This is a genomic window from Actinoplanes sp. NPDC049802, assembly GCF_040656595.1.
In the GTDB taxonomy this organism is placed as follows: Bacteria; Actinomycetota; Actinomycetes; order Mycobacteriales; family Micromonosporaceae; genus Actinoplanes.
In genome coordinates this window covers 21,607-35,424 of the sequence record NZ_JBFAMR010000046.1, presented here as the reverse complement: position 1 = coordinate 35,424, position 13,818 = coordinate 21,607, and the positions used below count along the sequence as shown (strand labels likewise).

The 13,818-nt window shown below is 71.4% G+C and carries 7 protein-coding genes; 4 read left to right on the top strand and 3 right to left on the bottom strand.

The genetic code is table 11. The features are described from left to right. Nucleotides 1-11 precede the first annotated feature (11 nt). Together AB0I88_RS27315 and AB0I88_RS27310 are read left to right on the top strand one after the other, a co-directional pair. Entirely contained in the window at nucleotides 12-1,004 is a 993-nt protein-coding gene (locus AB0I88_RS27315; protein WP_361030434.1) for a GNAT family N-acetyltransferase, read from the top strand. A gap of 47 nt (nucleotides 1,005-1,051) precedes the next feature. Further along, the gene (locus tag AB0I88_RS27310) at nucleotides 1,052-2,218 is read left to right on the top strand and encodes an SUKH-3 domain-containing protein (protein WP_361030431.1); all 1,167 of its coding nucleotides are present in this window, start codon (nucleotides 1,052-1,054) and stop codon (nucleotides 2,216-2,218) included. Between the two features lie 189 nt (nucleotides 2,219-2,407). Here AB0I88_RS27310 and AB0I88_RS27305 read toward each other — a convergent pair whose 3' ends face one another. Both AB0I88_RS27305 and AB0I88_RS27300 read right to left on the bottom strand, forming a co-directional pair. Next, nucleotides 2,408-3,943, bottom strand: coding sequence for an MFS transporter (locus AB0I88_RS27305; RefSeq protein ID WP_361030428.1), 1,536 nt, complete (start codon nucleotides 3,941-3,943; stop codon nucleotides 2,408-2,410). Nucleotides 3,944-4,920: 977 nt separating this feature from the next. Continuing rightward, nucleotides 4,921-5,973, bottom strand: coding sequence for an alpha/beta hydrolase (locus AB0I88_RS27300; protein WP_361030425.1), 1,053 nt, complete (start codon nucleotides 5,971-5,973; stop codon nucleotides 4,921-4,923). A 134-nt stretch (nucleotides 5,974-6,107) separates the two neighbouring features. On the opposite strand from AB0I88_RS27300, the gene AB0I88_RS27295 reads away from it, so the two are divergent. Both AB0I88_RS27295 and AB0I88_RS27290 read left to right on the top strand, forming a co-directional pair. Beyond that, nucleotides 6,108-7,328: a sensor domain-containing protein gene (locus tag AB0I88_RS27295; protein ID WP_361030423.1), complete on the top strand. Its 1,221-nt coding sequence runs from the start codon at nucleotides 6,108-6,110 to the stop codon at nucleotides 7,326-7,328. Nucleotides 7,329-7,334: 6 nt separating this feature from the next. Continuing rightward, nucleotides 7,335-7,979 carry a response regulator transcription factor gene (locus AB0I88_RS27290; RefSeq protein WP_361030420.1) on the top strand — a complete coding sequence of 215 codons (645 nt, stop codon included), beginning with the start codon at nucleotides 7,335-7,337 and terminating at the stop codon, nucleotides 7,977-7,979. 332 nt (nucleotides 7,980-8,311) lie between these two features. On the opposite strand, the gene AB0I88_RS27285 is transcribed toward AB0I88_RS27290, so the two are convergent. Then, entirely contained in the window at nucleotides 8,312-13,735 is a 5,424-nt protein-coding gene (locus AB0I88_RS27285; protein WP_361030417.1) for a carboxyl transferase domain-containing protein, read from the bottom strand. Nucleotides 13,736-13,818 lie beyond the last annotated feature (83 nt).

Here is a 13,818-nt window from a genome sequence, read left to right as displayed (position 1 = left end):
GTCTGCCGTGGATGGATGTGCGGAGGCTGTGGACGTTCGACGGCGGCGAGGCGAGCGCGTGGCGGGCCGGGTCGGTGGCCGGCCGGCATGCGGCGCTGGTGACCGCCCGGCAGACCCTGTTGCGGTCGCTGGCGGCCGACGACAGCAACCCCAACCGGCACCGGGAAGCCTGGGGCGCCTGGGACGGGGACACCTGCGTCGGCGGGATGCTCGTCGAATGGTCCCGGCGGGAGAACCCGCACCGGGCCGGCATCGACGTCGGCGTGCCGGCCGAACACCGTCGGCGCGGGGTCGGCGGGGCGCTCTGGGAAGCCGGGCTCGCTCAGGTGCGGGCCGCTGGGCGGGATACCGTCAACGTCGAGGTCAACGTGCCGCACGGGCAGCGGATCCAGGACTGGCCGGGTGGGCGCTTCGCGCTGGCTCGCGGGTTCGTCAGCGGGCTTGTGGAGGACCGGTGGGTGCTCGGCTTACCCGTACCGGAGGAGGTTTCGGATGCCGCCGATCAGCCGGCGGCCGGATATCGGGGCCTGACCTGGCACGGGCCCGTCCCGCCGGAATGGTTGCCGGCGCTGGCCGCGCTGACCAGCGAGATGTCCGCCGACGTGCCGGCCGGTGAGCTGGACGTCGAGGCCGAGACGTGGGACGCGGAGCGGATCGGCGCCAATCAGGAGCGGCTGATCCAGATCGGGTACGCGCTGGTCACCACGATCGTCGTGACGGAGGACGGTGAACCGGCCGGGTACACACAGATGTTCGTCGAAGGCGACGGGACACATGTGCACCAGGACGACACCTATGTGCGGCCGGCCCATCGCGGGCATCGGCTCGGAACCTTCGCGAAAGCCCGCAACCTGCGCGGACTCACCGAACGTCACCCGCAGGCGCGACATGTGCACACGTGGACGGCGGACGGTAACGACGCGATGCGGAAGATCAACACATGGTTCGGGTTCCGGGCCGTCGAGGCGCAGCATTCGATGGAGGCCGTGTTCGCCGGGCGTTGACGATATCGACGTAAGTGTGTTTGCGCAGGGGTAGCAGAGTGGACGCCATGGCGATCACCAGGGCGGATGCGGAAGACCTGGCGCAAAAGTGGGTCGACGACGTCTGCCCCGGCGCCGAACCGGTGCTGTATGAGTTCGCCCGCGGCTGGGTGCTCTCCGCGCGCACCGGCAGCGGGCACGGGCCACCCAGCATGATCCTCGACCGGGACACCGGCGAGCTGGTGATCGGCGGCACGCTGTCGCCGTCCAACCTCGCCGCCTGGTACATGCGCGGCTTCCAGCCCGCACCGGGGCCCGCCGGACCGCGACGATACCCGGCGACGATGAGCCGGCTCACCATCGCCGGCCGCAGCCGGGCCGCGCTGAGCCTGCGCTCCGACACCGACCGGCCGCTGCACCCGGCGGTGGCGGCCTTCTTCGAGACGATGCCCGCCCACCACCGCGAGCGTGGCGCCGAACGCGGCTCCGAAGCGGTCGTCTTCTCCGAACTCTTCTACGCCGAGGAGGCCGGTCGCAGCGCCGCCGGGCTGCCCCTCATGGGACTGTCCGAGCTGCGGGAACTCGTCTGCGGCGCACGGCTGGAGACCTACCGCATCCGGGAGGACGGCGACCCGGCCAGCGGAAGCCGGCTGCGGCCCGGGCTGCCCGTGCTGCTGTTCCTCGACCATCTCGGGCTCGACCCCGACACCGCCGCCCCCGGGCAGGAGGGCCACGTCCCGCGGATCGTGCCCCGACCGCGGCTGGTTATCGGCACGGGCGCGCCGTCGTCGTGGGGATTCAGCGACGACGTCGCCGAGGTCCTGCGGGGCGCGGGCTGGTCGGCGCAGCGGCGGGTCACCGCCGATTCGGGGTACGGCGTACGCCATCCGATCTTCCCGACGGCCTCCCGGGCGCTCGACGAGTTCTGCGGTCTGTACGTCACCCAGGACGGGGCCGGTGTGGCGGTGCGGCGGCAGATGTTCGCCATCGACCCGTCCCTGGCGGCGGAGACCGTCGAGACGCTGGAGGCCTTCGGGCAGATCCTGGACACGGCATTGTTCCCGCTCGGGGTCGAGGGAGACGGGACCGCCTTCCTGACCATCGACGAGCGAGGGCGGGTGTTCGCGCTGGATCATGGTGGGGAGTGGTTCCTCGGCGCCGACATGGGTGCCGCGCTGACGACCCTGATCACGGGCACGATGCCGCCCCGGGTCCGCGACGACGGCACCTGGTAGGGCATCCGGGTCACGCTCGGCGCCGACTCCGGTGCCGACTCCGGCGCCGGCCCGGACAGCCGGTCGGTCGGTTTGTGGTCGCCACGGGTGGGTGGTGTCGCCGGTCGTGGGGCGCGTTGGTCGGTTTGTGGTTGCCGCGCGTGGGTGGTGTCGTGGGGTGGGTCGGTCGGGTTGTGGTTGCCGCGCGTGTCATCGGTCGCGGAGGCGGGTCAGCAGGATCAGGAGCGCTACCGCCTGGCTTGCCGCGACCGCCGCCACCAGGCCTGTGAGTGACCGCTGGTAGAGAACTCCGGCGACGGCACCACCGGCGAGCGCGGCCGCGCCCTGCACGGCGGCGAACATGCCGTAGGCCGTGGCACGCCGTTCGCGGGGAACCAGGTCGGCGACGATCGCCTTCACCGTCGAGTCCTGAACGCCGACGGCGGCGCCCCACAGCAGAATCCCGGCCACCACCGCTGCCGGGCCGGTCCGGAACGACAGGGCGGCTCCGGAGGCCACCAGGAGCGGCAGGACGGTCAACGTCCGGCCGCCGGCCCGGTCGTAGAGGACGCCCGTGGCCAGGGCCGCCAGGGCTGCCGCACCCATGGCCGCCGCGTACAGCACCGGGACCAGGGGCGGGGCCACGATCTGCGCCTCGGTCAGGTGGAAGCCGATCAGTCCGTAGGTGACCAGGCCGCCGGTGCACAGTGCGGCGGCCGCCGCGAACCACCAGAAACGCCGGGGGAGAGCGGCGGCCACCGTCGCCATCGACTCCCGTGGCGCTGCCCGTGTGCCGTTTCCGGGCGTGCCGCTGGTTCGGGCGCCACTCGAATGCGTGCCGTCCTGTCGAGGCTCGCCCGAGGGTGCGCTGTCCGCGCCGGCGCTGTCCTGCAGCGGGTCTCGGCCGGTCGGCTGGTTCGTGTCGTTGGGGTCGTTGCCGGTCGGTCCGCTCGTGCCGGTGGCGTCGTTGCCGGTCGGCTGGTTCGTGTTGTCAACGATGTTGCTGGTCGGCCGGTTCGTGCCGGTGGGGAGGTCGCGGGTCGGCCGGACCGTACTGTGGGGGAGGTCGTCGGTCGGTCGGACCGGGATCTCGTCGGCGGGTCCGCTGGAAGGCCTGCTCGGGGCCGCCGTGCCCGGAGGGCCGCTCCGGATCCGCAACACGAAGAGCAGAACCATGGCGACAGCGCCCGGCACGGCGAGGACGGCGAGCGCCGGCCAGAGCCGCCCGGCGGCGGCCACCACGATCGCCGCGACCAGCAGCGGGCCGGCGAAGGCACCCACCTGATCGAGGGCTTTGTGCACACCGAGCCCACGGCCCATCCCCACCTGGCCGGCCGCGTCAGCGAGCAACGCCGACTTGGCGGGACTGCGAATCGCCTTCCCCAGCCGCTCGGCGAGGATCAGCCCGGCCGCCACGAGGAGACCGGCCGCTCCGAGAGCGGGCGTCACCGCCAGTAACGGCACACAGACGGCGGTCAGAGCGTATCCGGCGACGGTCAACGTCCAATACCGACGGCTGTGGTCGGCCAGCGGGCCGGACACCAACCGCAGTAGCAGAGCCGCGGCCTCCCCGGCGCCGGTGATCAGCCCGACTGCCGCCGCCGACGCGCCCAGCGACGCCAGCAGCGGACCGTAGATCGAGCGTGCGCCCTCATACACCATGTCGGCCGTCAAGCTGACCAGCCCGAACGCGACCACCGTACGCCACGGCGACCACGCCCGTGCCCGCTGCGCCTCGACCGTCACGCTGAGCCTCCGTGCTCGATTCCTCCGCCTGCGTGACCCTACCGAGACCGATCGCCGTGCCCGTGCTGCTTGACAATCGAGCCAGGAAATCGATCACGAACCGGCATCCCCGAACGAGGGGTGCGTCCGTTCACAGGTGGCGACGCGTTGTAGTCGATCTTCTTCGGCTGGTGGTGGGCGCCGTCTCGGAGCGTCCGAGACAGCGGCCACGACCTGCCAGGACCGCTCGGCCGGCGCTGAGTGCCGTCTCGACGGTGCTGAGGGCAGCGCCTACGGTCGGCTGGTGTTCGGCTGGCGCTGAGCGCCGTCTCGACGGTGCTGTGACAGCACCCACGGCCAGCTGAACAAGATCAGCCAGAGTCCGGACAGAGGTACGCCCGCTGTGGGTGTGGCTACACCCGTTGCGGGTGTCGACCGCGGAACGGTTCGGTGATGCGGAATCTCGTCGGGTTTCGGTCGCCGCCGTTTCTGGGAGACCGACCGAACGTGCCTGTGAATGGCTGAGGTGTCGGCCTTTCCGCGGGTCGGTCACCGCCATTGCTCGAAGCCGGACCGGTCGGTGGAGCGCTTGCGTGTGCGGAAAGCCAGGCGCAGCAGCGAATCCAGAAACGACCATCGGCGTGGATGGGGCGCTCCATCGGCGCCGGGAGCGCGCGCGCACCCCGGATGAATGCGTGCCGGCGTGCCGGGCGGGGACCGGTGGGCGGGGGAGCGGGGGAGCGGGCCCGCCCGCACACCGGGTGGTGTCTGGGCCTTCAACGGTGGATCCGGCAGACCGCCCGATGAGCCGGCCGCCTCCGACGCGAGGACCGGATCGATCTCGGGTACGGCATGAGCGCCGGTGGGCGCGTCGAGTCTGCCGGCCGCTGGCCCGGAGTCTCCGTAGGCGCGCGGGATGCCGCCGGGACGCGAGGCCGGCGAGCCGAACGCGGACCGGGGCCGCCCCCATCGGGCCAGGAGCTCGAAGGCATCCATGATCATCGGGGATCACCGGCCGGAAGGGCACGGGCCAGCTCGGCGATCGCCTGGAGGGCGGCGGTGTGAGGTTCGAAATAGCCGTCGTGGCCGTCCACGTCGCCGCAGGGCAGGGGCAGCGCACCGAACTCCGGGTCGGACGGCAGGGTGCCGTGACCGAGACCGAGGACCCGCACGCCTGGGACGCGGCGGATCCAGTCGTTCGGGGAGGCACACGCCCACACCCGGGCCGACGTGTTCAGGCCGGATCGCTCGGGGACGCCCATGCCCGGACTGCCCAGGGCGACGATGTCGGTGACCTGCGCCGGCAGACCGGGCGCGGCGAGGCCAGCGACGATGGAGCCGTAGCTGTGCCCGACCACGACGATCGAACGGCCGGCATCGGCGAGCAGCAGACCCTGGACGAACCGCTGGAGTGCCAGTGCCCCGGCGGCCGCGCGATCCTCACGCACGGCCGCCGCTCCGACACCCTCGGGCGTGTCGTAACCCAGCCAGGCGATCACGGCGACCCGCGCGCCCGGAGCGGTCGCCTGGACCCGGTCGTGGACCTGCCGCGCCTGCCACGCGGGCGCCCTGCGCTGCACGTCACCGAGACCGGTGTCGAAGCCCGCCAGATCAGTGTTCACACCGGGCACCAGGATCATCACGCGGTCGGCAGTGTCAAGATCACCCAGCACCTCGACCATGAGACCGTCGGCCCGGTTGTCGAACCCGAGGATCTGCCGGGGCGTCGAATGCGGTGCCCTGATCCCGTTCGCCGTGTATCGCAGCGCTGTGGGAGTGCCGTCGAGGTTGCCGGTGATCTCCGGAAAACGGTGGGTGAGCGCGGCGGCGTCAGCCGGTGCGAGGCGCGCGAAGAAGGCGGCCACCTCGGCCGGTGTAGCGGTGAAGGGATCAGGCGGCGCGAGCGGGTCGGCGAGCCAGCCCGCGACGCCGACCGGACTGGCCGGAGGCGCCTGCTGGGCCGGGCCGAGCACGGAACCGCCGAGAAGGGCCAGCCCGGTGAGGGAGGTGGCCAGCACGGCTCTGCGGGAGGTGACCGGAAGACGAGGCATGCCATTGAGCCTGGTCAACGCCGGGCTTCAGCACAGTCGGGCGGGCCCTCTCGTGATGGTGGGGATAACCGCACAAGGCAGCGGCAGGTAACCCCATGGCGGCAGCCGGCGGCGCCCGGGAATGCTGGCGGGTGATGAGAAGCGAACTGACCGCCATCCTCCAGCCGCAGTCGCGGCGGGAGCTGGCCTACCTGCTGCTGGTGCTGCCGATCGACCTGATCTGCGCCGCCCTGCTGCTGCTCGGCACGTTCTTCGGATCGGTGCTCTCGATCACCCCACTGGGTCCGTGGTTGCTGGCCGGGGTGCTGCGGGCCGCGGCGGGCCTCGGCGCCAAACGGCGGCGCCTGGCCACACGCCTGCTCGGTGAGCGGGTGACCGCGCCGGTGCGGTCACCCGCCGAGCCTGGCGCCTTCGGGTGGCGCCGGGCGGTGCTCAGCGATCCGGCGGGCTGGCGCGCTCTGGCGTACCCCCTGGTCAAGGTCGTGGTGGCGCCGCTGTCGGTGCTGCTCGGCGCCGGGTTCTATGCGTATGGGTTTGCGATGATGAGCTTCTATCCGCTGCAGGAGCGTGACTTCCAGGCATGGGTTCCGGTCACCTGGTTCTTCGGTCTTGCCGTCTTCCTGAGCGCCCCGTGGACGGTGCGCCTGGTCCTTCTCGGTGAGCGTGCGCTGATCCACGGGTTGCTCGGGCCGAGCCGGTCCGGCCAGCGCATGACCGACCTGCAGGAGTCGCGCGACCGAGCGGTGAAGGACGCTGACATCACCATGCGCCGGATCGAGCGTGACCTGCACGACGGCGCCCAGGCCCGCCTGATCGGGGTCGGCATGCACCTGGCGATGGTTCGCGAGCTGATCACCGCCGACGCGTCACCGGATACCGTCGTCAAGGCCGTCGACACAGCTCAGGACACGCTCTCCACGGCCGTCGCCGAGCTTCGTGATCTGGTCCGCGGCATTCATCCGCCGGTGCTGGACAACGGTTTGGACGCCGCTCTGGCCACGGTCGCGGCCGGCAGCCCGGTGCCGGTGACTGTCGAGGTGAGCCTGCCCAGGCGACCACCACCGGCGTTGGAGAGCATCGCCTACTTCACCGTTTGCGAGCTGCTCACCAACGCGGGACGGCACAGCGGAGCCGACGAGGTTACGATCCGAGTCGACCTTCGGCGGGATGTTCTGCGGCTGAGGGTCCACGACAACGGGCGGGGTGGCGCCTTCCTGCGGGCCGGAGGTGGCCTTGCCGGGCTCTCCGAGCGGATCCGTGTCGTCGACGGGCGGCTGTCGGTGAACAGCCCGGCCGGTGGGCCGACGGTCGTGAACGTGGAGATCCCCTGCCCGGCATCGGTGGAGAGGGCGTGACAAGAGATGCGCATCGTGATCGCTGAGGACTCCACCATCCTGCGGGAGGGACTGGCCCAGCTGCTCGCCGTTCGGGGGCATGACGTGCTTGCTGCGGTGGAGGACGTTCCGGCGCTGTTCAAGGCGGTTGCCGAGGAGCCTCCCGACGTCGCGATCGTCGATATCCGGCTGCCGCCGAGCCACACCGACGAGGGGCTGCGGGCCGCGGTCCGCCTCCGTCAGCAGTGGCCCGGCACCGGCGTGCTGATCTTCTCGCAGTATGTGGAGACGGCTTTCGTGGCGGAGCTGCTGGCGGGCGGTTCCGACGGGGTCGGCTATCTGCTGAAGGAGCGGGTCACCAAGCTGGACGACTTCATCGACGCGCTGCACCGGGTGGCGGCCGGCGGCACCGCGCTGGACCCGGACGTGGTGACCCAGTTGTTCGGCCGCACCCGGCACCGCGACCTGCTCGCCGAGCTCACCCCACGGGAACGCGAGGTGCTGGCGCTGATGGCGCAGGGCCGCACCAACACGGCGATCGCCGCCGCGATCCGTGTCACCGAGCGTGCGGTGGAGAAACACGTCACGAACATCTTCACCAAGTTCGATCTGCCACCCTCCGACACCGACCATCGCCGGGTCCTGGCCGTCATCCGCTACCTCCAGAACTGACCCACGGCGGTCAGCTGCGACGGCAGCCCACGACGGCCACCGACGACGGTGACCCACGGCGGGTCGCTCACGGCGGCGGGTCACCCACGGCGGGTCGTTCACGGCGGCGGGTCACCCACGGCGGGTCGTTCACGGCGGCGGGTCGCTCACGGCGGCGGGTCACCCGCGGCGGGTCGCTCACGGCGGCGGGTCGCCCACGGCGGTGCGAGCGCGGGCGTAGGTCGCTGGTGTGAGGCGAGGTTGTGGGCCTGGGAGCGGGGCCGGTGGGTGTACCGAGCGGCCTCCCGCGCGGCACGCCCGTAACGGGCCCGCCGCGCGGGAGTCGCAGAAGGTCAGCCTTTCAAACCGTGCTCGATCGCCTCGATGATGCGCGGGCGCAGCTCGGCCGTGCTGATGATGGCGTCGACCGAACCCACCTCGACCGCCCGCTGGATGCTGTGGACGCGGTCGAACTCCGCCGCCACCTCACCCAGCTTCTCGGCGCGGACCGACTGCTGGAGCTCGGCCAGGCGGGCGTTCAGCGCGGAGCGCTCGGCGCCGCCCGCCGACGCCACCTGGGCCTGCAGGGCGGTGACCCGCGGGTCGTTGGCGGTGCGGTTGTTGACCTCGCCGGAGAAGACCACCGCCGCGGCCGGGGCGCCGCCGAGGACCGAGGCGAAGGAGCCCTCCAGCGCCAGGACGGTCATGTTCGGGTTCAGGGCCTTGGAGAAGACCACGAACGCGCCGCCGTGGTAGCGGGAGACGACCGTGAACACGATCGGGCCCTCGAAGTTGACGATGGCCCGGCCGATCTCGGCGCCGTACTCCAGTTGCAGGTTGCGCATCGACTCGGGCGAGCCGTCGAAACCGGACAGGTTGGCCAGCACCACCAGGGGGCGGTTGCCGGAGGCGGCGTTGATCGCCCGTGCGGTCTTCTTCGACGAACGCGGGAACAGGGTGCCCGCCGTGTACGTGTCAGGGCCGTCGGTGGGCGGGAAACCGCGCCGCGACACCGAACGGGACTCGATCCCGAGGAGGCAGACCGGGCGGCCGCCGATGTGCGCGTCCTGCACGACCGACGTGTCCGCATCGGCCATGCTCGCCCACCGCTCCAGCACCGGATGATCCTGGTCGGAGACGGCTCGCATTACCGTACGGATGTCGAAGGCCTTTTTGCGGTCGGGGTTGTGTGCCGCCGAGAAGATCTGGCCGACGGTGGTGAAGTCGCTGCCGGCGACCGTGTGCGGGAAGTCCGACACGTCCCGGGTGACCGGGTCGGTCGTGGTCGCCGGGCGCGGACCGGTCTCGCCGGGGGCCACATAGGTGTGGTCGTAGTGCGCCATCAGCACGTCGCGGGCGGCGGGCAGCGAGGGCGCCCAGTACTGGGCCTGACCGTTGGGGCCCATCACCCGGTCGTAGCCGCCGATGCCGAAGTTGTCCTCCGCCGACACACCGCCGGAGAAGTCCAGCGACTGCTTGCCGGTGAGCACCATCGCCGAGTCGGGCGTCATCACCAGGATGCCCTTGGTGTGCATGAGCATCGTGGCTTCGGCGTTCCAGTACGGCTGGGCGCCCACGTTGATCCCCGCCACCACGATGTTGATCTCGCCGCCGTCCTGGGTGAACGTGACGATCCGTTTGAGCGCCGCCGCCACCCAGTCCATGTTCTCGGTGCCGGACGTCATCGAGATCCGTGCGCCGGCGGACAGGGCGAACCATTCCAGCGGCACGCGCATCGACGCGGCCAGGTCGAGTGCGGCGATGACCCGGGCGCATTCCGGCTCGGACAGCGCGCCCAGCGACTTGGTCGGGTCGCCGAGCAGCACGACCCGGGTGATGCCTTCCGGGTAGCGGGCGGTCGGCGTGGTCACCACACCGGCGACGATGGCGGCCGAGTTTCTGCCCTTGGGCCGGTCGACCGGTTCGAGGACGCCCGACGGGGACAGGTCGTATTCGGTGAAGCCGCCCAGCAGACCGGTCAGCTCGTACGGATAGACCGTCCCGCGCCGGGCCGCCCGCAGCACCTTCTGCCGGTAGTCGTCGAGCGGCTGCACCGGCTCGGTCGACGGCTCGCCCACGTGCAGGTGGGCCCCGTTGCCCGGTTCGAGGGTGATCCGCACCGACACCTCGGTGAGTTCCCCACGGGAGCGCCGCTGCCGGGCGATGAACTGCACCTCTTCGAGCCCGGCTCCGCTGGCGGTCGGCAGGATCCGCTGGACCAGCGAGTTCAGTTCGTCGAGGGACAGTTCGGTGACCGGCCAGACGTACATCATGATGCGGTTGGTGTCGAACCGCTTGTTCTGCGGGCGTTGCGCCTGGATGTTGCGGATCGCGTCGAGGGTGAGCGTGACGCCCTGTTCCAGCGCGGGCAGCGCCACCAGGCGGCCGTCGGTCTCCCGCAGCGGGGTGAGGTCGCGGACCTGATACATGGCGATGAGCCGCTCGTCGGCCGGGTTGCTCTTGGCGACCGCCTTGAACAGGTACATCTCCTCGTCGGTCGACGGCAGTCTCGTCAGATCGAACTCACGCAGACGGGAGAGCTGCAGACGCAGCGCGATCTGCGGGTGCAGACCCCGGATGAGCCTGTCTTCGGCGAACGTGCCCGAAGCGTCACGACGGAAGGTGAAATGGTGATGCATCACGGCGCCGCTGGTGCCCGCCACGGTCGTGGTGACCCGGCGGACACCGGCGACGGGGAGCGAGGCGAACAGCGAGCCGAGGTGCTGGGCCATCTCCTCCGCCGAGGGCTGCTCGTCCCAAGCCACGTAGACGTCCGCCACGTCGGCGTCGATCGGCCCCAGCGCCGCCAGCGAACCCGGCAGGTCGGAGATGTCCACAGCGGTGGCGGCGACCCGGGTGACCCGATCGGCGGTGTGCGAGGTCGTCACGAACCGGATGCCGCTGACGGAACGCGTCTCGAAGGACGACAACCCCCGGTTGTCGTAGTAGCGGCGCGTCAACACTTCCAGCAGCGGAACGTGGTCGCGTCCCGGCCGCCCGATCCGCTGCCCCAACAGCCGGACCAGCGGCTCCGAACACGCCACCATGCTCTGGATCCGGGCGGCCCGGTCGGGCGCGTCCGGGTGATGGTCCAGATACCGCAGATGAGCGCGAACAGAGGCATAGACCTCAGCCCGGGTACGCCGGAGCAGCGGCTGCGCGAACCACCGGAACACGATGCCCCGCGACAGGTCGGACACCGACGGGAAGCGCACCTGGGTCGCCTCGATCAGGTGCTCCAGCGCGATGCCGGCCCGCTCGAACAGCGGCTCCTGGGGCGGGTTCCCGGCGATCCACTGGCGCAGGATCTCGGAGACGGCGCCGACGCTCGCCGACGCCCGCTGGAGAGCCAGGAAGATCCGGAAGACCGCGTCCTCCAGCGCCGGCGTCCGGTCGAGGCCGGTCACCCCGTAGTGGGCGAGCAGCCGGGTGAGCCGGTCCTGGAACTCGGTGGTGACCCCGGCCCGTTCGGCGTCGAGGCTCTGCAGGTAGGTGTGGAAGAACTCGCGTGGGCTGTGCACCGCGTTGCCGGGCTCGGGGTTCCAGTCCTCGCCGGGCTTGTTGCGGCTCAGTTCGAGCAGATCGGCGCAGATGGTGAGCAGTTCGATCTCCCCGGCGAGCGGCCGGTGGCTGACTTCGGCCCGCGCCGCCAGGTACGCCTTGACCGCACTCGGCGCCACGTCGTAGCCGAGCAGGAGACTGCGCACGTCCCGCACATCGGCGACGGTCCCGTCCCCGGCCGGCGGCAGTTCGATCTCGACGGCGGTGCCCGAGTCGGCGGCCTCCTCGGCGGCCGAATCGCCGAGCGGTTCCAGGCGCATCAGCGGCGCCCCGGTCTCCACCTGGCTGCCCACGGCCACCGGGCATTCCCGCACCCGTGCCTTGAACGGCGCCCGCAGCACGTTCTCCATCTTCATGCTCTCCAGCACGAGGATCGGCGCGCCCGCCTCCACCTCGTCGCCGACCGCCAGCGGTGTCGCCACCACCAGGGCGGGCGCGGGGGAGCGGACCACGCCGCCCTCGTCCCGGCTGACCCGGTGGGTGATCCCGTCGACCTCGATCGTGTGGATCGGGCCGTGGGTGGCGGTGATCAGCCGGAAGCGGTGGCCGTTGACGTACATCTGTGCGCTGTGCTGGTCGAACCGCTCGCTCACCACATCGGCGACGCGCGCCTCGGAGGCGCCGGCCGAGATGCCGACCCGGAACCGTTTGGCGCCGAGCCGGGACACCTGAACCCGGTAGCCGACGCCGCGCAGTTTCAGGTCGAGCGGTCGGCCGCTGTCGTGCTGCACCTGGGGACGGCCGCCGTGCGCCGTGGTGAGCAGCCGCTGCCGGGAGATGTCCTCCTCGTCCTGGTAGGCCTCGATGCCGGCGGCGGCCAGCGCGATCGCCGAGTGCCGGTGGCTGACCAGGCGGCCCTGCGCGCGAACGCGGTCGATCCAGCCGGTGTCGGCGGAACCGTCGATCACCTCGGGCTGGTCGAGCAGGTCCAGCACGAAGCTCTTGTTGGTGGAGCCGCCCTCGATGATGACCGTGGTCTCGGACATCGCCCGGCGCAGCCGGCCCAGCGCCTCGTCGCGGTCCTTCCCGTACGCGATGATCTTGGCAATCATCGAGTCGAAGGCGGCCGGGATGGTGTCGCCCTCGCTGACGCCGGTGTCCACCCGGATGCCGGGGCCCGCCGGAAGTTCGAGCCGGGCGATGCGGCCCGGCGACGGCGCGAAGTCGCGGTCCGGGTCCTCGGCGTTGAGCCGCGCCTCCACGGCGTGGCCCTGCTCGGCCGGCTGCTCGCCGGTCAGTCTGCCGCCCGCCGCCACGTGCAGCTGAAGTTTGACCAGGTCGGTGCCGGTGGTGATCTCGGTGATCGGGTGCTCCACCTGCAGCCGGGTGTTCACCTCGAGGAAGGCGAACAGCTTCTCGCTCGGGTGGAACAGGAACTCGACGGTGCCGGCGCCCCGGTACCCGACGGCCAGCGCCAGCCGGACCGCCGACGCCTTCAGCTCGGCGGCCTGCTCGGGAGCCATCACCACCGAGGACGACTCCTCGATGATCTTCTGGTTGCGGCGCTGGACCGAGCAGTCCCGGACGCCGAGCGCCCACGCGGTGCCCTGCCCGTCCGCGATCACCTGCACCTCGACGTGGCGGGCGCCGGTGACCAGGCGCTCCAGGAACACCACGCCGGAGCCGAACGCCCGCAGCGCCTCCTGGCTGGTGCGCTCGTAGGCGTCGGTCAGGTCACCGGCCGAGTCGACCCGGCGGATGCCGCGCCCGCCACCACCGGCGGTCGCCTTCAGCATCAGCGGGTAGCCGATCTCGTCGCCGGCCCGCAGCGCGTCCTCCAGGGTCGCGACCTCGCCGCGGCTCCACGGCGCGACCGGGACACCGACCTCCTCGGCGATCAGCTTCGAGCCGATCTTGTCACCGAGTTTGCGCATCGCCTCCGCGCTCGGCCCGACGAACGTCACCCCGATCCGGTCGCACAGCTCCGCGAACGCCGGATCCTCCGCGACGAAACCCCAGCCCACCCAGGCCGCGTCCGCGCCGGTCGCCCGCAATGCCTCTTCGAGAAGACCATGATCGAGGTACGGGCGGGCGGCCGCCGGGCCCAGCGGGTACGTGACGTCGGCCGCGCGCACGAACGTCGCCGTACGGTCCTCGTCGGTGTAGAGGGCGACCGTCTCGATCCGGGTCCCGGTCTCGGCGGACAGATCCCGTACGGCGTGGATGAGGCGCATGGCGGCCTCTCCACGGTTGATGATCGCGACACGCCTGAACACTTGCCGAGCCTCCCTGCAGCCCCGTCAGATTCCTTCGTCTCCACCCTCCCGGCTACTGTCCGCTCGAGCCATAAGGCGGATCA